At 54.7% G+C, this 23,747-nt stretch carries 22 protein-coding genes and 3 pseudogenes; 7 read left to right on the top strand and 18 right to left on the bottom strand.

Annotation, left to right across the window (positions count from 1 at the left end):
* Window positions 1-254: 254 nt before the first annotated feature.
* The 4 genes from FXF75_RS21330 (at window position 255) to FXF75_RS21315 (ending at window position 4,452) form a co-directional block, all read left to right on the top strand.
* A complete protein-coding gene (locus FXF75_RS21330) occupies window positions 255-1,091 on the top strand; it encodes a ParA family protein (protein ID WP_163524083.1) in 837 nt (278 codons plus the stop codon).
* Entirely contained in the window at window positions 1,088-1,531 is a 444-nt protein-coding gene (locus tag FXF75_RS21325) for a hypothetical protein (protein WP_163524082.1), read from the top strand. Before FXF75_RS21330 ends, FXF75_RS21325 begins: the two co-directional genes overlap by 4 nt.
* A 1,344-nt stretch (window positions 1,532-2,875) precedes the next feature.
* Complete coding sequence (locus tag FXF75_RS21320) at window positions 2,876-4,078, top strand: orc1/cdc6 family replication initiation protein (RefSeq protein WP_135827256.1); 1,203 nt, start codon at window positions 2,876-2,878, stop codon at window positions 4,076-4,078.
* A 140-nt stretch (window positions 4,079-4,218) separates the two neighbouring features.
* Window positions 4,219-4,452 carry a hypothetical protein gene (locus FXF75_RS21315; protein ID WP_163524081.1) on the top strand — a complete coding sequence of 78 codons (234 nt, stop codon included), beginning with the start codon at window positions 4,219-4,221 and terminating at the stop codon, window positions 4,450-4,452.
* A 152-nt stretch (window positions 4,453-4,604) separates the two neighbouring features.
* On the opposite strand, the gene FXF75_RS21310 is transcribed toward FXF75_RS21315, so the two are convergent.
* From FXF75_RS21310 to FXF75_RS21290, 7 genes and pseudogenes are all read right to left on the bottom strand, one after another.
* Window positions 4,605-4,928, bottom strand: a complete 324-nt coding sequence (locus tag FXF75_RS21310) for a hypothetical protein (RefSeq protein WP_163524080.1) — start codon at window positions 4,926-4,928, stop codon at window positions 4,605-4,607.
* A 374-nt stretch (window positions 4,929-5,302) separates the two neighbouring features.
* Window positions 5,303-6,229, bottom strand: coding sequence for an ArdC-like ssDNA-binding domain-containing protein (locus FXF75_RS21305; protein WP_163524079.1), 927 nt, complete (start codon window positions 6,227-6,229; stop codon window positions 5,303-5,305).
* A gap of 117 nt (window positions 6,230-6,346) precedes the next feature.
* A pseudogene (locus FXF75_RS23600) lies at window positions 6,347-6,645 on the bottom strand (hypothetical protein).
* Window positions 6,646-6,704: 59 nt separating this feature from the next.
* Entirely contained in the window at window positions 6,705-6,920 is a 216-nt protein-coding gene (locus FXF75_RS23595; protein WP_375335562.1) for a hypothetical protein, read from the bottom strand.
* A gap of 121 nt (window positions 6,921-7,041) precedes the next feature.
* A complete protein-coding gene (locus tag FXF75_RS21300; protein WP_163524078.1) occupies window positions 7,042-7,479 on the bottom strand; it encodes a hypothetical protein in 438 nt (145 codons plus the stop codon).
* Between the two features lie 78 nt (window positions 7,480-7,557).
* Window positions 7,558-8,010 carry an SWIM zinc finger family protein gene (locus FXF75_RS21295; RefSeq protein ID WP_163524077.1) on the bottom strand — a complete coding sequence of 151 codons (453 nt, stop codon included), beginning with the start codon at window positions 8,008-8,010 and terminating at the stop codon, window positions 7,558-7,560.
* 163 nt (window positions 8,011-8,173) lie between these two features.
* Complete coding sequence (locus FXF75_RS21290) at window positions 8,174-8,554, bottom strand: hypothetical protein (RefSeq protein ID WP_163524076.1); 381 nt, start codon at window positions 8,552-8,554, stop codon at window positions 8,174-8,176.
* A 211-nt stretch (window positions 8,555-8,765) separates the two neighbouring features.
* Here FXF75_RS21290 and FXF75_RS21285 point away from each other — a divergent pair, with 211 nt between their 5' ends.
* On the top strand, window positions 8,766-10,472 hold the full coding sequence (locus FXF75_RS21285; RefSeq protein WP_163524075.1) for an MBL fold metallo-hydrolase: 1,707 nt from the start codon (window positions 8,766-8,768) through the stop codon (window positions 10,470-10,472).
* 99 nt (window positions 10,473-10,571) lie between these two features.
* Here FXF75_RS21285 and FXF75_RS21280 read toward each other — a convergent pair.
* From FXF75_RS21280 to FXF75_RS21255, 6 genes and pseudogenes are all read right to left on the bottom strand, one after another.
* Window positions 10,572-10,841: pseudogene (locus tag FXF75_RS21280) on the bottom strand (hypothetical protein).
* A gap of 23 nt (window positions 10,842-10,864) precedes the next feature.
* Window positions 10,865-11,266 (bottom strand): DUF6166 domain-containing protein, encoded by a 402-nt coding sequence (locus FXF75_RS21275; protein ID WP_163524074.1) that lies wholly within the window; start codon window positions 11,264-11,266, stop codon window positions 10,865-10,867.
* 82 nt (window positions 11,267-11,348) lie between these two features.
* Window positions 11,349-12,209 carry a hypothetical protein gene (locus FXF75_RS21270; RefSeq protein WP_163524073.1) on the bottom strand — a complete coding sequence of 287 codons (861 nt, stop codon included), beginning with the start codon at window positions 12,207-12,209 and terminating at the stop codon, window positions 11,349-11,351.
* A complete protein-coding gene (locus FXF75_RS21265; RefSeq protein ID WP_163524072.1) occupies window positions 12,206-13,144 on the bottom strand; it encodes a MarR family transcriptional regulator in 939 nt (312 codons plus the stop codon). Before FXF75_RS21265 ends, FXF75_RS21270 begins: the two co-directional genes overlap by 4 nt.
* 200 nt (window positions 13,145-13,344) lie before the next feature.
* Window positions 13,345-13,836, bottom strand: coding sequence for a hypothetical protein (locus tag FXF75_RS21260; RefSeq protein ID WP_163524071.1), 492 nt, complete (start codon window positions 13,834-13,836; stop codon window positions 13,345-13,347).
* A 330-nt stretch (window positions 13,837-14,166) separates the two neighbouring features.
* Window positions 14,167-14,784, bottom strand: a complete 618-nt coding sequence (locus tag FXF75_RS21255; protein ID WP_163524070.1) for a hypothetical protein — start codon at window positions 14,782-14,784, stop codon at window positions 14,167-14,169.
* 585 nt (window positions 14,785-15,369) lie between these two features.
* On the opposite strand from FXF75_RS21255, the gene FXF75_RS21250 reads away from it, so the two are divergent.
* A complete protein-coding gene (locus tag FXF75_RS21250; RefSeq protein WP_163524069.1) occupies window positions 15,370-15,789 on the top strand; it encodes a hypothetical protein in 420 nt (139 codons plus the stop codon).
* Window positions 15,790-16,446: 657 nt separating this feature from the next.
* Here the strand turns inward: FXF75_RS21250 and FXF75_RS21245 are convergent.
* From FXF75_RS21245 to FXF75_RS21225, 5 genes and pseudogenes are all read right to left on the bottom strand, one after another.
* Entirely contained in the window at window positions 16,447-17,556 is a 1,110-nt protein-coding gene (locus FXF75_RS21245; RefSeq protein WP_163524068.1) for a hypothetical protein, read from the bottom strand.
* 990 nt (window positions 17,557-18,546) lie between these two features.
* Window positions 18,547-19,215: a hypothetical protein gene (locus FXF75_RS21240; RefSeq protein WP_205428004.1), complete on the bottom strand. Its 669-nt coding sequence runs from the start codon at window positions 19,213-19,215 to the stop codon at window positions 18,547-18,549.
* A gap of 311 nt (window positions 19,216-19,526) precedes the next feature.
* Window positions 19,527-20,447, bottom strand: a complete 921-nt coding sequence (locus FXF75_RS21235) for a transcription initiation factor IIB family protein (RefSeq protein WP_163524066.1) — start codon at window positions 20,445-20,447, stop codon at window positions 19,527-19,529.
* A 398-nt stretch (window positions 20,448-20,845) separates the two neighbouring features.
* Window positions 20,846-21,264, bottom strand: a pseudogene (locus FXF75_RS21230) (transposase); the annotation flags it as partial.
* A gap of 77 nt (window positions 21,265-21,341) precedes the next feature.
* Complete coding sequence (locus tag FXF75_RS21225) at window positions 21,342-22,196, bottom strand: winged helix-turn-helix domain-containing protein (RefSeq protein WP_163524064.1); 855 nt, start codon at window positions 22,194-22,196, stop codon at window positions 21,342-21,344.
* 94 nt (window positions 22,197-22,290) lie between these two features.
* On the opposite strand from FXF75_RS21225, the gene FXF75_RS21220 reads away from it, so the two are divergent.
* Window positions 22,291-23,682 carry a serine hydrolase gene (locus FXF75_RS21220; protein WP_163524063.1) on the top strand — a complete coding sequence of 464 codons (1,392 nt, stop codon included), beginning with the start codon at window positions 22,291-22,293 and terminating at the stop codon, window positions 23,680-23,682.
* Window positions 23,683-23,747: the final 65 nt, after the last annotated feature.

The following is a 23,747-nucleotide window of genomic DNA, read 5'->3' as shown; positions in this document are numbered from 1 at the left end:
CGATGGGTGGGGTGTAGCTACGGCCAGTGATGATCACAGATTTCTATTAAGTATACGCTACTCAGTATAACTCTAAACCATATCTGAGTGGAATAGCTATAGAGTATAGCTATATCATGCGTTGGATAGAGTATGCAGTATTCTCCCTCTTAGTATAACTTCATAATATAGCTATAGAGTATAGCTACTTGGAATAGCTATAGGATGTAGTTTCATCCTGTAGTTTTATAACTATAGGGTGAGACGCCCCTTTTATGTTGACCTACGCAGTGTATAGCGAAGCAGGCGGCGTCGGCAAAACAACCCTCTCCGCGAACCTCGCCCGCGCACACGCCGATAACGGCTACGACGTACTCGTCGTTGACCTCGACCCACAAGACGGCAGTCTCTCCCACTTACTCGGCGTCGACGAAGACCGTGCTGATGGCGATGCCGACACACTCGTCCACCACATGATCGACCGCCCAAAAGGCGACCTAAACAACCTCTTCAAAACAACCGAAGGGTTCGACGTTCTTCCCTCACACAACCGTCTCGAAGACCTCGGTTCCCTCCTCGATCGTGCCGCCCAAACCGCTGAAGACCTCGGAGAATCGTTCAGTAAATTCGGCCGCCTCCAGCACGTCCTCGCAAAAAGCAACATTCCCGAGAACTACGACATCCTTATTGTCGACCCGCCAGCGACAGTCGGCCCACACCTCTACAACGCCATCTACGCGACACGCTCACTCGTAATTCCAGTCGAACCGACAGGGAAAGGCAGCGAATCCATCGAAGGTCTCGAATCCGTCGTCGCTGGCATCGAAGACACACTCGACATCCAAGTCGGCGTCCTCGCCGCAGTCGTCAATCGGTTCGAAGGTACCAACGACCAACAAGCCATCCACGAGAAAGTGGACGACCTCCCATACCCAAATCCCGTCACCCTCCGAAAGCGCTCATCACTCTTCGAGAAGTGTTGGTCGATTCAGGGATCTGCGTTCGCCGTTGAAGACACCGACAACGTCCGCAAACTCCGCGACTACGAACATGAAACGCTCAACCGAATCCATGACCTCGCCCATTTCCTCGAGGAGCGTGGTAACCTATGAAAGAGGGCACAGGCGGCGACCCATTCGCTGACGACCCCGCAGATTCGGCCGAGACAGCAACGCCCGCCGATACAACGGACTCCGACACTACGGACACACCCGACGCCGACCGTTCTCAACTATCGACAGAGACTCCCTCCACAGCCAGCGATAATACAGGCGCGACCGACACCCAAACGACGACGAGTGAACAGTCAGACACGCAACTCCCGTATTACTATCGCCGTGAGACAGTAAAGGAGGGGCGCGACCAAGTCCCGTTCTTCCTTCGTGAACACGTCCAAGATCTCGAAGACGACTTCATCGCCGATCTCGAGCACCGACTTAACGCATCGAACGTCTACAAAGCAGACGCCCGTGAGGCAGCACTACAGGTGGTTTACGAAAACCACGCTGCTGAAGTCGCCGACCTGCTCCGCGAGTGGGGTTACGACCGGTAGTTAAGGCAGTCGCCTTGCTTTTAACGTAGGTCAGTCCTATGTCAGACATTCTCGCCCGCTTTGAACGATGGGGAGTTCCTGCAACGACAGCCTCGCACTGGAGGTTTCAAGACGAAAACTCTGCATACGTCATCGCTCCGGGTTGTGGACTCGCCGTGCGGTGTCCTATGGCGCTGTCACTGGCGCTCTGGTCTAGATGCGAGTCATCGGTGTGCAAAACCATCGGAACCAGTAGTGCCAGTAACCTCTCCACTTTTGCCAGTAAAACGCTGACCGGTAGGCCAGTTTGTCCAGTATCCACTCTGGTATTGCCAATAAATATTCTAATCGAGGTGACTAACTAATGTGAGAGCTACTATTCCTAGTTTCACTTAACAGCGGCTTGTCTTCCAATTTTACTGGCAATAGTGGAGTATCCGACAAAACATACAGTAAGTAACTGTTATGTTCTATTGGTCCTGCCTTGTTAGGGCAATTTGAAAAACGAGCAGGTTGAGGAGCTAGTGATTTGCGCTACTCTTAGACCTGCTCAGAGAGACAGTTACGCTTGAATGTTGGCGGTGGGAGCGGACGGATGTTCGCTTAGAGAGTATGCCGCTGAGAGATATTGAAGGTGGAGTTTCGCGTTGGGACGGAACGCGGTCGGAGAGACACCCCTCGTTGCCGCTGTAAACTCAATGAGGACGGGGGACTTCCTGAGAAACACGACCGACGCAAATTTTCGCCTAACTCCAACTACATTACTGTACGTTAGTTTTATATAGTAATATTGTGTTATAGTTCATTAAACGAGTCGCAATCAGACAGCGACCTTTGGTCGCCATTAGTCTCGCCGAAGCGACGACCGGATACTTATTCAAGCAACACACTATCGAACATTTTTGCCCTGCTACAACTGGCAATACCTTCTATAAACGACCGTGCGGCTCATGCCGGATAGTGCTACTGTTTACAGCGGCAACGAGGGGTGTGCCTGTTTATCAGAGTTAACCGTCAAAATTTTTGCTATCCGTCTGCAATAAGAGAAAACGTCGAGTTATCGGAGCCGATGAGATGCTATTCGGATAACTCTCGGAAGGTGGTTGTTGCGTGTTCTTACAGCGGCAACGAGGGGTGAGTGTCCGGTTTCTCTCTGAACTTGGTATTCTGATGAATGACAAACCGACGGTTACAGCGGAATTCTGGGGTCTTACAGCGGCAACGAGGGGTGGGGGACCTGCACATTAGGCGTACTGTTCCTCAATTCTTGATTTTACAGCGGCAACGAGGGGGGCATACAGCGGCAAACCGGTGCAACTGAATCCCAATCTTGATATACGATTCCACCAAGCATCTTAAACAAGAATGTCGAGCTCTATCGACTACTTTGGGGATGATCCAATTTTCGAAAACAAGGAACTTCTCCAGATATCTCACCTCCCCGAGGACGACGACGACATCATTGGACGGGAGGAGGAACTCAAGAATCTCGGACGAGCTCTCCGCCCGGCACTCAACGGTAACACGCCGAACAACGTCTTCCTCTACGGGAAAACCGGCACCGGCAAGTCCCTCTGCTCCAAGTTCATTAGCCGCCAACTCATACGGGAGGCGTCTAATAACAATGTCCGCGTTGGCTACGCCTACGTTGACTGCCTTCAGGACTCCACCGAAACCCAGGCTGTTCGCAATGCGGGCACTCAACTCAACCATCCGGACCAAACTGGCATCTCCATTCCAGAGACTGGTATCTCGACCGCCGCCTACTACAAGCGCCTCTGGAACGTCATCGACGAAACCTACGACGTCGCCATCATCATCCTTGACGAGGTGGACAAACTCGAAAACGACTCCGTTCTTATGCAACTCTCACGCGCAGCGGAATCGGAGAAACTCCAGCAAAGCAAAGTCGCCACCATCGCAATCTCGAACAAGATTCGATACAAGGAGAAACTGAACGAACGCGTCAAAAGCAGCCTCTGCGAAGTTGATTACGTCTTCCCCCCATACGACGCGACGCAACTCCGTCAGATTCTCGAAGCACGTAGTGACGCCTTTGCCGACGGTGTCATCGAAGATGGCGTTATTCCGAAGGTCGCAGCGCTCGCCGCTCGTGAACACGGTGACGCTCGGAAGGCCATCGATATCCTCCGGTTTGCCGGTGAGATCGCTGAAAAGCACGGCGACAGCACCGTCAACGAAGACCATGTCGAAGAGGCTCAAGAACGCGAAGAGCAGAATCGACTCTCGGAACTCATCTCCAAATCGCCACCACACTCCCAGCAGGTCCTGCTCGCGCTTGCATTCCAGGCCCAACAGGCTGCCGAAGAGACTCCGGAGATTCCCAACACGGACATTTATGAGATGTACCGCCAGCTCTGTGAACAGGACGGTCTCTCCCCGTTAAAACAGCGCCGTGTTCGAGACATTCTCTCGGAACTGGAGTTCCTCTCGATCATCGATCAGGACCGCCGTGGCCGCGGCAAAGGCAAGGGCGGCTACACCGTCAACCAACTGCTCGATGACCCAGAGCTTGTCGTTAAAGCCTGTCAGGCCGCCAAGGAGTAAGCGGCTTCGTTAGCGGATTAGGGCACACGCCTGTTGGGGGTCGTACGTAGACGACTCTGAGTCGATTCCGGGAAGCCGTATTGTAGTAACTGTCTGAGCAATAGAATCATCCCGGTTCTACACGTCTGCGGTGGCACAGAATGAACGAGAGTGAATTCAGCGAACTCGTTTCGTCACTAACGCCCCACGAATCGGCAGGCACCGTGAACACGTACCGGAACACGGTCAGCATCTCGTGTCCGGCCTGCGACCGACCGTTCGACGATCTGGTCGTCTGCGAGGGAGAGTACGATAGCCTCGAACTGAGCAAGGTCCTCGATCTCTGCGTGACGACCGTGGACGACGACGTGCTCCTGTTCACCCACCAGGACTGACCGTGTCTTCTCGTCGAACGGTATTGCCATCCCTGGCGGTTGGACACCAACGTCTGTTTACCTTAAGGTCGGATACTGACAGGTCTTCATCTCTCGGAATATACCATTTCCAGTAACGCATCATATTCTATTCCTACTAACCAAAACGAAGACTAGTTCTCCGACTCAACTGGACCTTTGTACTGCGAACGGATTTTGTCTCCGTCCCGCCACTGCCAATAGTAGTAGCGATTGCCGTTAATCTCCTTGGTCGTAATCGTCGCCTTCGATGGGACGTCCTCTGGGAGATCGTCCAGTTGTTCTTCGATATCATCCTCGTTCTCTTTCTCGGCAAGACGAGCTTCACGCTCACGGTGTTCAGCGAGTTCCTCGGCATAACTGGCGACGTGACGAAGGACCTCGGGCGAGGAGTCGTTGAGGGTGTCGACAATGTCGGTGGGGAGTTCAGCTGGGGGTGTCGGTGGCTCGTAGGACATGGTTACCCACTCTATGTTAACCAACACGGGGTGGAAAGGGCATAGCTTTGTTGGTTAAACCAGTCTCAGGGATTTCCGTCAACTCAATGCACCGGCTGTAACATTGCTCGAAACTCCATTATAAACCAATTTCGTCCTGTGTTACAGAGCCTCGAACTCGAGGTCTCTACTTAGTCGAATGCGGCAATACACTCTCCGAACCCGCGACCCAGTTTGCCCAGAGTGCGAGTTAGCTTGTTTCGTCATTTCAGACACTATCTAATTTTGTGCAACGACGTAAAAAGGCGACAGCCATTAGCTGAATCGACAGGCGCTATCCTTCTCTCGTAAGGAGTGACCAAAGGGAGCGAGTAGAGCGAGGTAGTTCCCAGGCGTTACCCCTCAAGCGACTCAATGATTTCCTGAGCGGTCGAACTGATTCGACCGAGGCGCTCCTGGATTATCTCCGAGTCATCGCCTTGCCATGCAGCGAGATAGAATGCCGACCCACTCGTGTCGAGCCCGCAGTACCGACCAACGATGTATGCGACGGCTTCTGCTTCGACCTCGCGTTTCGCCCGCTCGGTCTCGTCGGTGATGTCTGCATGGAGGAGTGCGTGGGCGTACTCGTGAATCAGCGTGACAGCGAGACCGGCCCGATTCGAGCGGGCTTTTGCCTCGACGACTGGTTGGAGATCACGCTTCCTCCGGTATTTGCAGATGCCCGTTGCGTCGCCATGCTCCCATTCGTCAGCATCGACGATCCGAACTGTCACGCCAAGTTGAGCAGTTCCATCTTTGAGTGCAGGCACGAGATCGTCGGCGTCGCCAGTCGCCTCGGTCTCCAGTTCGGGAAGCGGCTCACCATCGGTCTGAGACACATCGAAGACCGTCGTTGGCTTGAAGCCGACAAGCCCTTTCGACCACTCCTCCGGCGGCGTCTCGTCGTACTCACAGTCACTTTGTTGGTGATAGCTGGGCGAATTCTCGCACTCGGGACACCGCTTCGTGATGATCGGGGCCCAGATCCAGATGGCCTGTTCGCCTTCCTGAACGTGCCGGTCGAACTCATTCCGCCAGGTGTTGTAGCCTGCGACCTTCGTTGCCTCTGGATACTGGAGATTGATGAGGACCGTGTTCCGATGGGAGTAGTCGTGGAACTGGGATTGAACAGCAAGACAGTCTTGGAACTGCTGACTGGCTTTTGCCTTGTCAGTGAAAGCGACGAGGTCGTCAATCCACGCTTCAATCGCGCTGTGCATCTCGTCGGTGCGGGTGTCGGATTCGTCGAAAGTGACCCGCGGATCTGTCGTCGGTAACATGTATCCCAAGTGCGGCTGACACTTACGAAGTGCAAGTGCCCCGCACCCATCGGGGGCGAAAAAACTCCACTTTCAGGTCTTAACCAACACGACCGAGTGGCGGAGTGTACTTGTTGGTTAACCCTCGAAAAGACACCGAGTGGCCGCCTCCTCACCTGTGAGCGTCCGTTGGCCGTCGGCGGTATCGGCGAACAGGGTTGACTGGTCGCTCTCGGACGAGCGCGCTACTTCGGGACGGTCGTCAACGCCGAACTGGTCCGCCTCTGGCCGGTCTAGTCGAGAATCGCGCTCGCGGTGGTCGATCTCTGCGCCGAAGTCCTCTAAGGAGGTTCGATGTTTTCTTCGACGACTTCGAGTCGGCCGTCGTCTCCAAACGCGGTCTGGTGCCGAATCTCGATTTCTGGTTGATTACTCATGTTCTTCGAGCCTCCACCCGCCAGAGGCTCGAAAAAAAAACTCTCCGAGAGACGGAGGGTTACGCCTGCTCTGCGCGAATTTCTTCTGCACGTCGTTTGAGCCGTCGGAGGATTTGGATACGATTCTGGTGGGTGTTTTCGTAGGCGACACAGGCACGGAAGGTGTCCATGTCGTCTATCGCCGCAATGCTTGGATCGATGAGCCGGATGTTTCGCGGCTCAAGTCGTTGTTCTGGTGAGAGTCCATTCGATTCGCCGTCTCTGACATTGCTCACTTGTTGTCGCCTCCGCTCCTGTCGGAGGCGACGAAAAAACAACCGAGAGCGATTTTTGGACTCTACGCCGGAAGACTACATGAGACGTGTTTCGAGATGCGGATGAAAGAGCGCGACCGAACTAGCAGTCGCGGTCGGTGTACCGCTGGCGCTCCGGTCGAATCCCACCAGTGAGGACCTCGCTTTCGTAGTTATCGCCGACGCTTCTATCGAGATCAACGAGTTTGAACACGCCGCCACCGGTCCAGCCACAGTCGGCTGAACACCGTGCGACCGCGTACGCACCTGCACCCTCACCGAGATGGATGCCGTTGAGCGTGAGCGCCCTATCGCACACTGGACAGATGGGACTGACCAAGGTGTACGTATGCCCGAGCATCGCTTCAATGTCTGCCGTGGCGTCGCCGAGCGTCTCGTTGAGGACGCTGCCGACGGCCGTTTCGAGTGACTCACAGAGTGCCTGTTGTTCGGCTTCGTCCTCTGGAAGGTTGGCGTTCGTAACTGTGATGGTTAGTCGTGCGAGCGAAGCGTCGTCATTGGTGTTTTCGGGGGAAGTCATAGAGTTCGGAATCTGCTGTTGATTGTACTTCGATACAGCGTGGCAGAACGGAGCGAGGTCGTCTCAACGTGAGGCATGCTATTCGGGGAGATCACGTCGGCCAGTTCGGTAGCACTCCCAACACGGAAAATCGCTGGAGAGGTCCGCACAGTCGCAATCCAGTTCGTCTGTCTCTGCTTCTGCTACTTCTTCGGAGTTCTTCTCGTGGTCGCGCGATTGGTTTGAGGGCTGGACAGTCTCGCCACCGTCGGCGAGAAGTTGATGGTGGCGGACGGCGTCGAGAATGGGTTGGCGGAGCGCAACTGCAACACGGTGTTTGCACGCCCCGCTGTATTTTGCGTCTGCCGGGCACGTACACGCCGTCGGCAGGTCGTCCTCGATTCGGACGGTGTACTCGTGATTCTCCGGGTCGGCGTAGCTCCCGTTCCGAACGCGGATATCGCCATCTCGAAGTTCGAACTCGAAGGCTTCGTATTGGGCACGTTTCCTGACTCTACTCGTCGTCTTGAGTCTTGCAAGTGGTGTCGTCATTGTGGTCGTGAGGCATCGAGAAGTCGAGTGCCCCGCACCCGTCAGGGGCAGAAAAACTAACCGACCGGCTCTAACTCGTCCATCGAAGCGACAAATACCTTCTCTGATACACCCCGCAACCGGGTTCAGCGACAGCATCCGTTTTGATAGGACGCGCCACCATTCAATCCTCAATTGGCTCAAGAGTCCGAAGGTCTGCTCGCAGGACGTCGCCATGCCGGACGACGTATCGAGAGGCGAGCACCGGGAATCGACACTTGGTGAATCCGGCCGTCTGAATATCGAGTTCGTCGTCCTCCTCGACATACGTTGCGAGTGCTCGAAGGAACTCGTGGGTCCGCTGTCCTGCTTCGTAGTCGGGCAGGCCGTTTTCTCGACGCCCGTAGACCTCGAATGCGTCGTAGCCCCAAATCGAGAGTCGGTCGTTGTCGTCAACCTCCCAGTCGAGCGTTCCGAAACAGTATGATTCGCAGAGTTCTCGAACTGCCTGTACATCGATGACGGTGACGCCGTTCGACGTTGTTGCTGCTTGGAGTGTTGCCATGTTTCTCGGGCAGGGAATCCTATCCCCGCACCCTTTCTGGGGTCGAAAAACACATCGTAATCGCCGGTCTCAATCCGATTCACTTCTGCGCGACCTCCGCGAGTTTCGATGCTGGGGCTCTATTTCGGGGGACGAAACAGAGTATTCTCGTAGTGGAGGAACTCTTTGTTGGGTTTTCAAGTACGGGTGGTCCTACCATACTTGTAAATAGATGGATGTCTCGTACCAGAATGCGAATGTCTACGCTGGCAATGAGTCTACCCTCTTGCGATTTCACACGAATGACGGGACGACTGCGTGCATCCTCATCGATGCTGGAGAAGGTGTCGATGTAGACGAATTACCTGCTGATGACGAATATCTTAACGCGATACTGCTCACGCACGGCCATATCGACCACTATCGAACGCTTGGCGACAACGTTCGTCACAACGCTCCGATCTATACTGCGCCCGCAACAGCGACGATTGTCGAGCGCGCACTCCCCGAAGCCCAGAAACACAACGACCTCGGAGCTGTCTCGGACGCACTCGACGCGCTCGAACCAATCGAGGACTGGACCGCTATCCTACCAAATCTCGAAGTCCGTCCAATTCCAGTCGGGCACACACCCGGTGCCGTTGGGTTCGTCATTCGGTTCCACGACGAGGCGAGTGCCAACTCAACATTCGACGACGAGATGCAGTATCTCCTCGCAACGGGCGACTTCACCACTCGACCCTGCGCGGGGTTTCCCGGACTGGAGACGGCCTTGCCGGTCGATATTGATGCCGTCCTGATGAACGTTGCGACGACCGACGAGTACACGACTCACCTCAACGATTCGTTGCGAACGATTCTCGAACGCGGGTTCGCAGGGTCGTCTGTCGTCGTTGCAACGAGCGCGCTAACTGGCGTTCACTACGCGACGCTCCTCGGCCACCTCGCCGACGAGCTTGACCGGACACTTCCGATTCGACTCGTTGGTCAAACCGCGAAACTCTGGGACGACCTCAGCTTCGATACGCCGAATGTCGAATCACAGCGGGTTTTCTCTGAGCCGTCGGAGGTACTGGACTTGGGCGTCATCACGATTTGTGGTCCTGACGAGCCTGTTCGAGGGAGTGCCAAGCGATTGTTCGGGGCTATCGAGGACGACCCCTCTGCGGTGTTCGTCCAACTTACGACGGGCGGGGCTGAGCCTGCTTCCGGCGGGTCGTGTACCACCCACGCATTCGAAGTCGTCAACCATCCGATGCCCGAGACGCTCGACGAGACCGTCGCGGAGCTAGCGCCACAGCATATCGTCATTAAGCACGCGACGGGTGGGGAGTTGAATCGGTTCCAGAAGCGCTACGACGAGTGTTTCACATGGGGCACCAACGACGCTCACGAGCATACTCTCTACGAGTCGGGGGAATGGGTTGCTCCGGGCTGGCTCACCGAGAGAGTCGTCCAAAAGATTCGGATGCAACAATGGCAGGCACTTGGCGACAAACCTGTTGCCACCCGAGAGAATTTCCCAGTTCCCGAGAGAACGCCGATCGATGTAGCGACGGAAGGCGTGGCCGTTGACGAATTTCGAGACCAATTCTGTACTCAATCGATTGAGACTGACCACGATGGTCGAACTATTGGCCCGTCTGCTTCGACTGAAAATCGACAGTCACACCCCGCAACGACTGAAGACGTACGCGACGACCCAGCGGCGGCGAGTTCGTCGGACCCGGAGACGGATTCGTTCGAATCGACGGTGTTGACTCGGTTGGACGCTATCGAGTCGAAGTTCGACGCCGAGGACGCGACCGAGACTGTGACAGTACGAGTATTGAGTGAGGATGGGCAGACGTTCTTGCAGGTCTTAGGCGAGACTGACCTCCCACCCGGCCAACTCGTTGAGCTTCAAATCAACGAAACGACGGATGAAGATGAATCCTGAAATAACCACTAACCGATAAATTTCGGAGAATCAGCAATCGCCGTGTTCTTTGTAAATTTGTAGGGGTTACAAGGTAGCAATAGGACGCCTCGGTCTATCTCACTCTGCTGGTTGAATCTGACGAGTTTCCTCGGCGAGGTCTCGAATGTACGCTCGAAGTGCGTCCATATCGTCACGGGCGTCGTCAAGTGTTTTCTATTTGACCTTTGCCTTAATCTGGTCTTCATCCCGCGTCCCGGTTCCCCGCTTGAGTTTCACGGTGAGCGAAATACCGACGTCGCTCCGCTCGACGTACTCCGTCGGTGACGATTCGTCATTGGTTACTTTCGATTCGTTGCTTGCACGAGACGGTGAGTTGTGTTCTGACATGGTGGGATTGCACTACTTGATGTTCAGTTAGACGGTGCGACTGCGTCGTCGGACAGTTTATGAAGGGCGTTTTCGATGTCGGTGCCGGTGAGTCGCCAGTACCCTTCAGGATGAGAGCAGTCTGACTGGCTCACGACCCGGTTTTTGAACGCGGTGTAGTGGGCTAGCGCAACGTCTTCATCGCCGGTGTAGTCCAGCAGAAGCGCAAGCGCAAGTTGCGACGGGCCACTCCCACCGTATCCCCAACTGAAGCCCGAGGGACTGTGGTTCGCCAGTTCGAGACTCGGCTCTGGTGTCACCCGCTCTTGACCGGGTTGTTTTTCCACAACAGCGCGTCCACGCCGCCGGTAGCCGACGTAGACGATATCCTGTTTCTGGTTTGGCCGTGTCTGTTCGAGTGATTGCGAGTCGGTTGTTCCACTCATGGTTCGATTCGAGGGACTATTTCGAGTCCCCCGCACCCCTCAGGGGGTGAAAAACTCATCGCGGTCGCTTCTGGCCTAGCGTTTATGGAAGCGAGATCTCCTCGGCTAGCGAGACGTCCACTCCATCCCGCTCGACAATCCCCTTTTCAGCAAGAGTGGTGACTGCCTTCCGGACAGTTTCTGGCCGGTCAATGGAGTCGTCGTTGTCTGTAACTTCCCGATACAGAACCTCGATTTCCAGAGAGCCCGTTTGGAGATGTTCGATGACGGTCCGCTCGGTGAAGGCACGGTCTGCGAGTGCTTCGACTCGGTCGGTGAATCCCGAGGGAAGCCCATCGAATCGCGTAATTGTCTGCTCAAACGTCATAAGGGGATGAGAGTAGCTGTATAGTTGGTGAGCCTCGACAGTCCCTGTATTGACCGGGAGTTGTGCCTCAAGCTCTTCTCCGACGACACTAAACTGCAGGCCAGACCGCACAAGTGCGAGCATATCTTCGGGGTCGTATCCACGACCTGCGACGCCTTTCAGGAGGAACATATCCTCTTTTGAGAGCGTGAAACCAGCAACTGACTCTCCTCCGTATATTCGCTCTGCGCGTTCGCACATCTCCGTTGAGAGCCGAAGCTTCCCGACGATTTGCTCCTCGAACAAATCCACCTGAACTCCTGTCTCACCAGCCAACTCTAATGTCCGTCCAACACCCTCGAACTCCGAGGTCGGCTCGTTCTCGACGACAAATCCGATATCAAGGAGCGCATTTCGAACGAGCTCGAATTCTTCAGAAACGCCGAGCACGAGGTCGATGTCTTTTGTCTGATCCTTCAGCTGGTGTGCAGTCATTGCGCTTCCACCGACGAGATAGACCTCAACGCTCTGGTCAAGCTGGTCATCTACATCTTGGAGGAATTCGGTGATCGCCTCACGCCCACTGAACGGACTCATGATGTCACCTCATATTGCTGTTTAAGAGCCTCGAAATCACGTGTACTCGGGATGTACTCCGAGCTAGTTGGTTCACCGTGGAGGAACGAAAGCATATCTTTGATGAGTCCAGTTACGCCGTATTCCATTGCAGCTGTGCGGAGTTGGTTTTCATCAAATGCGGTCGTCGTGAGTAGGAGAAGTGCGTAGCTTGTCCGCCGACTGTCGGTCTTGGCGACGAGGGTGTGACAGACGAGTTGTTCGACGGTAATCTCGGTGGCGAGCTCGGAGTAGAAGACCGGCGGTTGGTTCGCGCCAAAGAAGGTGAGGCCGTACTCTTCGTACCGTGCAAGCCCTGTTACTGCCCAGCCATCCGTATCTACGAGCTGTTGTCGGTCCTGTTTCGATTCGACGGACACGAGTGCTTCTGCGGGGGTACTCCACAGAACGACCGCACTCGGGGCGTGTTCTCGCACTCGGTGTGCGTGTTCGTGGTCGACGAACGCCCGAGCGAATTCAACGAGGTCCGTGAGGTCGTCTGCAATCTTGTACTGGGTTCCGTCTTTGGTAAGCATTGCACGCTCTTGCAGTGGTGCAAGGAGTTGGTAGATCCGCTGGCGTGTTATCGGAAGTCGGTCTGCAATCTCGCTCACTTTCCGTGGCTGATCCAGAAACCAGCAGACATGGAGAGTGCGTCGAGAGAGGAGTTCCGGGAAATCGATATGGGAGTGTTGGCTTTGGAGTCGCCGGTAGGCGCGGAAGACGGCTGTTTCGGTGGCCGAAACTACTCTGCGATTGCGATTTCCGCGTTTCGTCACGACGAGGCCGTTCTGCTCTAACTCTTCGACCACTTCGTGGACGCGGCCCATGCTATAACCCGTTTGCTCGTGAAGGGCTGTAATCGATTGGTCCTCGGTCACTGCGTCGAGGACTCGAAGATACGCTTCCCCCATCATTTGGTAAGAAATACTAAAGCAGTATATAAGAGTCTTCGGCTTTAGTTTACAAATGCCGATTTCGGAGTTCGTTTTAGCCGCCACTACTCGAATATCGATTCGTAGGTTGCTCCACAGTAACTCGGACTTCATGCACCCCTCAGGGAGAACGAAAAACTCACCGCGATCACTCCGTCACGTTCCCTGGCTAACTCGGGCGCTCAGTAGTGAACGTCTGCTGGGACAATCCAGAGATTCTCGCCCTCGTCGAGGATGCGGTCAAGCTGGTCTCGATGCCGAATACCGCTCCCGTGTTCGTCGTACAGGAAGATGGTGGGGCCGTCGTATGCGCCGACTTGGTGGAACGCATGCCGAGCGAGCCCGTCGTCGCGCATGATCTCCTCGTCGCTGAGTTCTTCAAGTGCGTCCCGGACACGGTCAAGATTCCGCTGGAACTCGTCCTCGGTTGCGTCCCACCCACGTTCTAGCAGTTCCTCGCCCTCCTCGGAGTTGACGGGCGCTGCTACTGGCAAGTCGCCCCACCGGGCTTTCCCAGCGACTGACGTGCCCGACTCGTCGAACGTCACGTAATAGTCGAACACAGCATCTGCATGTGGGTTAGCCCCGACGAGTCGGTCGAATACCGTCTTTCCAGTTGCGAGTGCTTCGTCTCGTGTCGATGCCTCTACCAGCGAGTAAATGACCATATGCATTGGTTCTCACTTCGGTCTGCCGACGCACACGACTCTATTCTACGCTACTGCTTAGTGCGCCGGCACTCATCGCCGGCGCAGAAAAAACACAGGCGGCCATCGTCCAATCAGGAAGGAGTTGTGGATTGGACTGAAGTTAACCAACAAACGCTGAAATTCGTGCTCGTCCGTTGGTTAACAGTAGAGGGTAGCATAATTTCTTTACTCAGAATCGCCTATGCAATCGACGCTCGATTTAGGGAAGCGACGTATGACACGACTGGCTGTCTATAGAATTTGTCACAAATGGCGTGCAAAATTTACCGGATAAGTACAGCACAACGTCTGTTCTCATTGACTCTCAGGTTCGACTAGTGGGAAGCAGTAGCCGATTGCTATCATTGTTGTCGCCACTGAGGCGACGAAAAGAGGCGAAAGCAACCCTGGATACACTCCCGATAGTCCCACGACGACCAGCGGGAGGTTCCAGGCCGATCCAAACATCAGTAACGCCCCACCGAGCAGTCGGGTTCGGTCGTACCGAAGCAAAGAGAGTCCGAACGTCGCAATGCCACCCGCGAAGACGGCCAAGAGCGTGAAGAAGACAGTATCGATTCTGACCGGCAGGACGGTTACGTCGGGGACGATACCACTGGCGTCAGCCGCGACAGCCCACGCTACTATGACGACGGTCCCAACCGGAAGTGCCGCCACGAGGGCAACCCCGATGACAGCCGATGTCGGTGTACGGTCCGAGAGGAACTGATACGACCTAAGCAGCACAAGCGGGAGTAAGACAAAGCCGATTCCGAACGGAATTGACGTGAGAAGCCATGCAAACGGAACCTCCCGTAAACTCTCATTAATGGCACCGCTGGCAGCTTCAATAAGTATCAGGACGCCAGCAATCGCCAAGAGTCTCCCTGTCCAGTGTTCAATCTCGTCTACTTGACTGATAGTGAGGGACATATCCGCAATATATGCCCCTCAAAAATATAATTGGCGCAACACTAACTATTCACCATGTATTGAGCAAAACTACTGAGACAGTTACGGACTACAAATTGAACAAAGAAACCGTACTACTAACTACTACTAAGATTACCATCTCGCCTACTTGCCCACTTTGGGTTCTGGCCCATATCGAGGCATTCCGCAGACGTGACACTCCCACATTGGTTGACCACTCCACTCGTCGTCTGGAACGGTCTCGAAGTTGAGGAATCGGTGCCTCGTACCACGGTCGCACTCACGACACTCGAGGTGCCTCCTGTTCGGTCGCTCGCGTTGGTGGCTGTCAGTTGTGGTCTCCTCGCTGTATTGCTGGAGTGCAATCGCGGGCACTAGCCACATGTCGTCTGGGTCCTCAAGAAGCGTCATAAGACGATTTTCGTCATGAACGCCACGTCCACCTTCGTCGTAGAGGAACGTCGCATGTTCGCCGTCGTGACGCGACTGCGTCGTATCCTGCCACTCGGACCGTTCACGGGCAGTCTTGATTTACGCCCAGGTTGGACGGTCGTTTCGTGCGTATGGCTTCGAGGAGACAAAGTCGTGAGCGACCCGGAGACAGGAGGTCTGACGGCGTTGTCAGGGTATATCCGGCAGATGGGACGTGCTCTCGTCTATCTGTTGATCCTCCAATATTCGATTGGCATTGCCGTCAGAATGGTGGTGAAACGAGCGGTCAGTCCGACGCCGCCGACGCTGGGGGTACTTTCAACGCTTGTTGTCGCTGTAGTGGCCGGGGTGCTGGTCAACAGTTCGTACTCACCTTCATATCGACAGTTGACAGTGTTTACGTTCGTTTCGTTGGTAGTCGTGATTGCGGCTTCCGCGGTCGTCGGAGTTGGTGACGGGTACATCGGCGCGCTGTATCCGACGGTGCAGACCATACTGATTTGGTTGGGAGCGTTCCTGATCGCGTACCCAGTAGCCTTCTGGCTTGACTGGAGCCAGCCATCGACTCAGTAAGGATGGTGGAACGCTGAGTGATTGAGGAAGTTATGAACTGTATCGGGAACTCTCATCCGGATAGGGCTGAAAGCACTTTTTAGTTAGCACCGTGATGTCCGTTCTAGTGTTCGCATCCGTCGTCAAAAAGTGTACCGCGGTGTAGTGTCCCTTAGAAAGGGTTCGACTCTACATGTCAAACTGCTGGCAGAGGCGAGTTGGAGAGACCAAACTTCTCGGTGTCACTGTTCCGGGATTACCGTTTTTCATAGACGATGGGTGATTACGCCGTAGCTAGTGCCATCTCTTCAAATGTCGTCGACAGGCTACTGTGAGGTATTATTTTGCCCTTCTATAATATTCATATGAAATATTAATTAAATATACTACAAAACTTTTATTTTATAATCTAAGTACCCTACTCGCGGAACCACTACGATGACATGCTTATGCTGTGCTTTTATTGACTTCGGTGGGCCCACCGCTGACCTACGAGAACCGCTGTCCGACTACGTAGGTGGTAGGCACGCCGAGGACCGATAGTCCGACCAGAACCCAAACTACACTTGTAGGATCTGGAAGGGCAACAACACTCAGCATGGATATCGCGATCACCAAGGCGTAAACGATAATCCCAGCGATCAGGTACGGATGATCATTTCGGATCGACATGTGGATTTAGGCATTGGGCCATGCGAATTCGATGCTATCAAGAGAGGCGAATTTCCGTTTCTGAGTCGGGTCCAGCGGCTCGTCCTTACGGTAGAAGTCCGATCTGACCGATCCAGGGAACGACGAAACGTTAAGTGCTGCGGACTCACAGCGGAGTCGAATCCCAACCTCGTACGTCGTATAACTGTCGAGGTTTGCAAACACCGTGTTGTCATTATCTCCACTACCACTCCAACTTTCGTAGGAGCTCATTTTCTGCCAGTAGTCCCCATACACTGGGGCATTATGGGACAGAATGTTAGCAGTATCGATGTCCTGTCCACTACCAGCCTCGCGGATGAACACCGAAACCTCACCACTGGAAGAGGTCCCAGGCGTAGCGACCATTGAGCCAGACCAAGTGCCACCGACCGTGCACTCAACGCCACCAGAGTCGTCGCTCGACACGGTCATCCAAATCTCTGCCTCAGACATGGATGAGCCACCAGCGAACACCTTGGCGTCTGCGTATCCTTCACGTGCGCTGGGGTCATAGTCCTCACTCGTACCTCCAGCTACGACCACGTTGCTGTCCGTGTCCCCATTGGATAACGTGCTTGGGGAAACAGTCGTGTTGTTACCTTGGGTGAGGTTGATATCAGCTGTCGAACTCGTAGTCACATCTCGCGATTTCGTTGAGACCTCGTTGGCCTCCATCTTTTTCGACAACGCCGCCTGGTCATCCTTGGTGAACAAGAGCCGGTATTTGTCACCGTTGAGTGACGCTTTCCACTTGTTTCCAGTGGGTTCCAGAGCACACCAGTACTCCGTTTCGAAACCATCGTCAAACACATATGCCGTGCCGATGCTGGGGCTTCCAACAGACTGAGGTAGGCTACTCGGTGGTTTGCCATCAGTATACACAACTTGACCGTCTTTGACGACTGCCACCCCTTTCTCGTTCGGGGTTCCATGTCGGTTGATCATAGTATTGAAGGCAGCCGCGAGGTCCTTCTTACCCCCTGGATTAGCACTTACTACACCGGTCCCGAGAGCTGTTGCACTTACACCAACGGCACTAGAAATGAACGTTCGTCGGTTCACGCTATTCTTGCGACCGTCGCTTTCTTGCGACATAGAATTAGGTAGTTTGAAATTATACTTAAGTGTTTCTTTTATAGATAATTTATAAGTCTAAAACTAATATTTGAAGCAATAGAACGACGTGGGGAGAGTATAGGCAGATGATGCCAATCATGGATATCTTGCTGTACACGCACGTCTCTAACCGGTTCACGTCGTTATCGCCGCATAATGTCATCACCTCATATCGAGATTCATATCCCACGTCAGATGATTATTAATTAAATAAAGGTAAGACACTATTGACTACGTACATAGTCGAAAGTGATACCGTGCCGGAATATTCCGACGTTCGGATTCAAGTGGAGGTCATTAAGAGTATAGCGTACACTCACCGTCACAACTCACACCCCAGTCACGACGACGTTGAGGTACAGCGGCGATTATACTTCGGATATGTCGCGCCATTCCGCACAATGCGGAATGAATTCTCCGAGGAAACACTCTTTACGTTATTCTAGATAATACGAGTGATGAGTCCGTTCCTCGTCAGTACGTTGGTCTGATTCCAGTAACTCTATATGTCGATTGTTGGCGGTTGAAGGAGCGGTATGTTCCTCTACTTTCTCAACGCGTGGTCACCATTCCTCTTGGAGGCGAAGTCTCAAACACGTATTCGATATTGAACGGCCCAAACAAAGAGGAGTATCTTCCAACCGGAATGTATCGGTTTGAGAGTGAGTGGGACTTCGCGATCCAGAGATATGGAAAGCGAACAACGCCACTCGTGGGGCTTTCGACTTGCGCTCAGTACATAGCCGTCACATTCACACTCTCGGTCTATTAGCACTTGTAACTGCTGAGACGTAGAACCAAAGGACGACCATTTGGTGCATTACCCTCCGTATGTGGTATATTATCATATACTGGGTTTTTCAACAGAGCCACGCTTGGCAGTTAATCGACTAACCGAGAGAACCAGTCCTTTGTTAACCAACAAACGCCAAAATACGCGCTCGTCTGTTGGTTAAAAGTGATATCCGTCTACTGGTCTGCTTTGGGTTCTGGCCCGTATCGGGGCGTACTGCAGACGTTGCACTCCCACATTGGCTGGCCACTCCACTCATCGTCGGGGACAGTCTCGAAGTCGAGGAATCGGTGCCTCGTATCACGGTCGCACTCACGACACTCCAATTGTCTCCTGTTCGGTCGCCCGCGTTGCTGGCTGTCAGTCCTGGTCTCCTCGATAGATTGCTGGAGTGCAATTGCGGGCACTAGCCACACGTCGTCTGTGTCCTCAAGAAGTGTCATAAGATGATTTTCGTCGTGAACGCCACGTCCACCTTCGTCGTAGAGGAACGTCGCGTGTTCGCCGTCGTGATGCGACTGCGTCGTGTCCTGCCACTCCGTCAGTTCACGGCCAGTTTCGACTAGCTGTCTGCCCGAGTCGGACGTAATCCGTACTGCCTCAGGGAGCGAAGGCCACTTGTCGGTAAGCTGTGGTGCAGGCTCCTCGTCGAACTCGTAGATCAGCCGACAGTCGTCGACCGCGGAGTCTCTGTCGGCCTTCACGAGGAGGCCCGCCGCCGCAGTACCCTTCGCGATGGCGCTGTCGAACGTCGATGCTCCCACGACGAAATGAACAACGTGAAGCAGTGTCCAGTCAGTATCGGACCTCGACTGTTCCTCCTCGGAGCTATCGAGGTGGTTCACCAGACAGAACCTGCACTTTGTCCGCCCCGCAGGAATAGATGCTCCACAGGAGGAACACTCGCTCTTCGTTGCTGTCGTCTCGTTTGGATAACTTGTAGCGACTGCATCTAGTCGCTGTTGGCTAGAATCCTCGACGCTACTATTGGAGAGTTTGTCGTCGGGAATATGCGTTGCTTCGCCGAGTGGCCGAAGTTCTTGGTGGTCCGAGTCCCCCTGAGTCATCAAGTAATGTAGTACTGCCTCGTCTTCGTATTTAAACGATAACCCCTGGTCAACCTATTGAGGCCCGCAAATTAGGGGAACACGCGCATTTACATAGCGAGTTCGTTCAATGTGTCTCGGTGAGTGCGGATGGTCACTGTCGAGACATTCGCGGCCCGTGCGACGTCTGATTGGACCATCAATCGGCCTGCGTCACAGCCTGCTTTGTACAAGCACGCGGCGGCGAATCCTGTCGGATCGACGCCTGAAACGGCACCTGCTGATTCTGCCTGTTCTGCTAACTTCCGGGCACGATTCCTAATTCGGTCGGGGATGTCGAGTTCGGAGGCTAGCTGGGGAATGAATCCACTCGGCCTCACGGGTTGGGCTGGAAGGCCGAGTTCTGTATTCAGTGTCTGATACGCAGTCCTCACTCGGGCCTGCTCAACGCGCGCTGGCTCGGTGATCTCCTCGAGTGTCCGCGAGAGGCCGTTGCACCGACACGTTCCGTGGACGCTTGCCGCCGCCATCGCTTCGATTGACCGGCCCCGAAGCAGGTCTTCATTCTGGGCGCTCCGGAAGAGCCGACATGCTTGGTCACGAATCGTCTCGCCGAGGTCGAGCGCGCTACTGATGCGACGGACTTCACTGAGGCCATGCGCGAGATTGCGCTCGGCTTTCGACTGGAATCGTCCACGGGACTGTTCCCGGCGGAGTCGACCGAGTTGTCGGCGCTTTCGCCCGGAGAGCTGATTTCCGTTCGCGTCGGTCCCACGCCCGATTTCGGTCGAGAGGCCGCGGTCGTGACGAGTGGCCGTTAGTGGCGCACCTGTTCGTTCACGCTCGTCAGCTTCGAACGACCGCCATTCCGGCCCATGGTCGATGCGCTGCTCGTCGATGACGAGCCCACAGTCTTCGCAGGTGGTTTCGACCGCATTGGTAGTGACTCGACCGTTGCACTCGGGGCAGTTGTTCGTCTCGGTCTGTACATCTTCGTCGAACGCTCGCTCGTAGATGGCTCTATTCGACATAGATATCACGGTTATCAAGAACCTCGCCAACTCGACGACGCCCTCACCCCTTGTGGGGCAGATAAACTACCCTGCGGTCGATTCGTTCGGTTTCATCGAATCTGAGTACGCAGTTACTCGTCTAATAGAGAACGCTACGGACTTGCGATGTTCACTACTCCTTTCGTACAATAAAGACGCCTCAGAATGACTTCGCTGTTAGAGGGTGACTCCATGACGTACTTCACGCTCCAGGGGTTTTAGCGGGATTCTCATGGAGTATCCTCTTCGCTGTTAACCAACAAAACCACTTACCTCACCGAATTTGTTGGTTAAGTCTGTGACGTACTAACGGTGTAGACTTGCTTCGCTGAAGGGTGTAGGATATAATTGGTTTTATAACCCAGGTTGGGGCTACTGGGATCAGCTCCTTGTTCATAGTTCGTGATCGCAACGACGACTCGAAGACACCGCGATAAGAGCACAAGCGCTTTTATCATAGCGCGGCCTCGGGCGAAGAATCGTCCGAGACCACCGCCCTTGCAGACGTTAATCGTGTTCTCAATCTGAGCTCTGTCAGCGTAAGTTTCCTCAGGCTGCGTCTGTGAACCCGGATCTTCTCGAAGTGGTCCTTGATTTGGTCTTCGGCCCTGTACTCGATATCGAGTGGCTCGTCGGTGTTTCTCGGATTGTATGAAGCGACCGGCACTACGTTCTCCTCCAGCAGAACGTCGTGCCAGTTCAGCATATCGAACACCGAATCACCGATCATCCAGATCGGTGTTTCGACAGCGAGCGCATGATGTGCGACGCGCATCGCGGTCTCCTCGTCGATCTCTATCCTTCCTGATATTGCTACGCGTGGCCCCCGCCATCGCAAGAACCTTGCTGCCTCCGTCACTCTGTTGCCAGGGGCTATGTACCGTCATTTGCGATATTGACGACCGCTGCCGAGTCGTCCAGCGTGAGTTCCAGTCGCTCTCCTTCCAGGGAGACGCCGACCTGAACACGGAGCGGGTCCTCGGAGCATACCGTTGCAGTTCCGACGTTCTCGACGAGTATCTCCCAGGTATGCTGGAACACGTCGACGCCATGCTGGTAACAAAATCCAACGACTGCTGGATGAAAAATGACACAGCCACCAGCGATATTCTGGAGGAAGACACCGCATTTTTTACATATCCATTCATACAAAACGGAGACAGGGTCCCCCGGAAACCGGGTCTCCGTCTCGGAGGTCTGCCCTTCACAGTACGGGCAGACTCCGTCCATTGTCGATTTGGCTTCCCATAGCGTCCGGCGAGTTGCGACGTTGAGTGCGTCGATTACCGAATGCGAATCGAGAAGCTCAGGGCCAACGTTCAACATCCAGGTGTGGTCGTTCCCACAGGCCGTCCGGAGCAATCCATCCTCATAGGTGACCGTCGACGGTGCGCCACATACCGGACACGAGGTCTCGATTTCGGGGAACTCCCGTCGCCTGCCAGCATCGAAACGACCGGAGCGAAGCACCGCGACGAAGTGGTGGCCCACATCCGAAAGCCGGTACCCCTCGTCTGTTTTCTCCACGAGAGTACCCAACAGTCGTTTGAGGTGGTAGTTGAAGTTTCCTGGGTCGTTGTGCCCGACCTGGTCGCGTAACTCTGCGAACTGGAGCGTCTCATTACGCGGTTGTTCCCGCATCCGCTTGGCGAGAGCCAGCAAAATTTCCGCGCGAACCTCGTGACTCAGGAGTTCAACTCCCTCATTGAGTGGCTGGTCCGCTGACATTCTGTCTCGATGACTATACCCCACACAAATATAATATTCTATATAGTAACTAGCTGCTACATGCAATTATTACGTCAGGTGGTTTGAATCATGTATGGTCGCTAAGGAGGCGGCGACAACTGATATCGAACGGCTCGAACAAAAAGCAGAAGAACTTCTCACAGAGCAGAATTGCCCAGGAATCAGCGTTGCAGTCGTCGATGGGACAGAAACCGTGTTTGCGGACGGGTTCGGCAAACGGCAGCTCGACCCGGAAAAATCAGCGAGCCAGGACACGCTGTACGGGATCGGCTCGTCGACGAAACCAATCACGGCGACGGCCGTGATGACGCTAGTTGACGACGGCAAAATCTCACTGGATGACGCCGTGTCCTCGTATGTTCCGTACTTCGAGGACGCTCCCGGGGAGCCGATCCGGGTGCGCGAACTCCTCTTGCACACTTCCGGGATGCCGTCCGACGACGTCGCCACAATCACGCTGATGGACACGATTCTCGGTGACGAGTTCGACGACTCGCTGGACGGCTGGGAGGAGTTCCGGGAGTACGTCGACGGCTCGGTCGAACGCCGCCGACTCGACGGGGACCGGTGTCTGTACTACAACAGTGGATACATTGTGTTGTCACGGCTTGTCGAGGCAGTCACCGACACCCCGTTTGCCGAGTACGTCGAAACAACCCTTCTGGAGCCTTTGGGGATGGATCGGTCAACGTTCGACGTGGGCGTCCTCAACGACGACATGCATGATACCATGACGCCATACTACGAAAAAGACGACAAGATGCACAGCGTCGGTCTCCCGGACGACCCGCTGTTCGAAGGGCCCGGCGGGTTGCAGGCTCCGATGACGGACTTGGCGAAGTTCATCGCCGCGTGGAACGAACGGGACATCCCGGTCGACAACAATCTCGCTACTGAGATGGTCGAACCAGACGAAGCGTTCAGGACGTTTCTCGACGGAACGGAAATCGGCTACGGCTACGGCTGGATGACCCGTTCATTCGGAGACGACGTGCTAATCGGTCACGGCGGCGGGACCGGGGTCTCTGGGGGGTATCTGGGGTTCCTCAAAGACCGGAGGCTCGGCATCGCGCTGGGCTGTAACGCAGAGCCGGACATCAGGCCGGAATTGCTGGCAATTGAGCTGCTGGCAGAGATAACCGAAACAGAACCAGAGGCGATGTTGCCGAAACGGGCAATCGAGCAAAAGGAGCGTCGTGTCACAGGCGAGTACGCAGCCTACGGCGGGCTCCAAGAAGCAACCGTCTCCCGGACCGACGAATTCCTCGAAATCGAGTACAGCAGCCCGATGGGAGCAGAGTCGATGCGACTGATGCCGGCTTCAATTGATCCACATGACTACACCTTCCGGGTCGCAAAACGAAGTGGGAAACGAACCACTGTCGAGTTTTTCGTAGAGGACGACAGCGTCGAACTGCTCATCAAGCGTAACCTCTACGAGCGCGTCGGCGACCTAGACGACTAGGATACGTCCCAAGGGTTTTCGTCGGGAATTAGAGGGTGTCTGAGAATACCTAATCTCACTCAGAC

This window comes from Halorussus sp. MSC15.2 (genome assembly GCF_010747475.1).
Taxonomy (GTDB): domain Archaea; phylum Halobacteriota; class Halobacteria; order Halobacteriales; family Haladaptataceae; genus Halorussus.
Note: the sequence above shows the minus strand (reverse complement) of the source record. Positions and strands in the feature narration are given on the sequence as shown.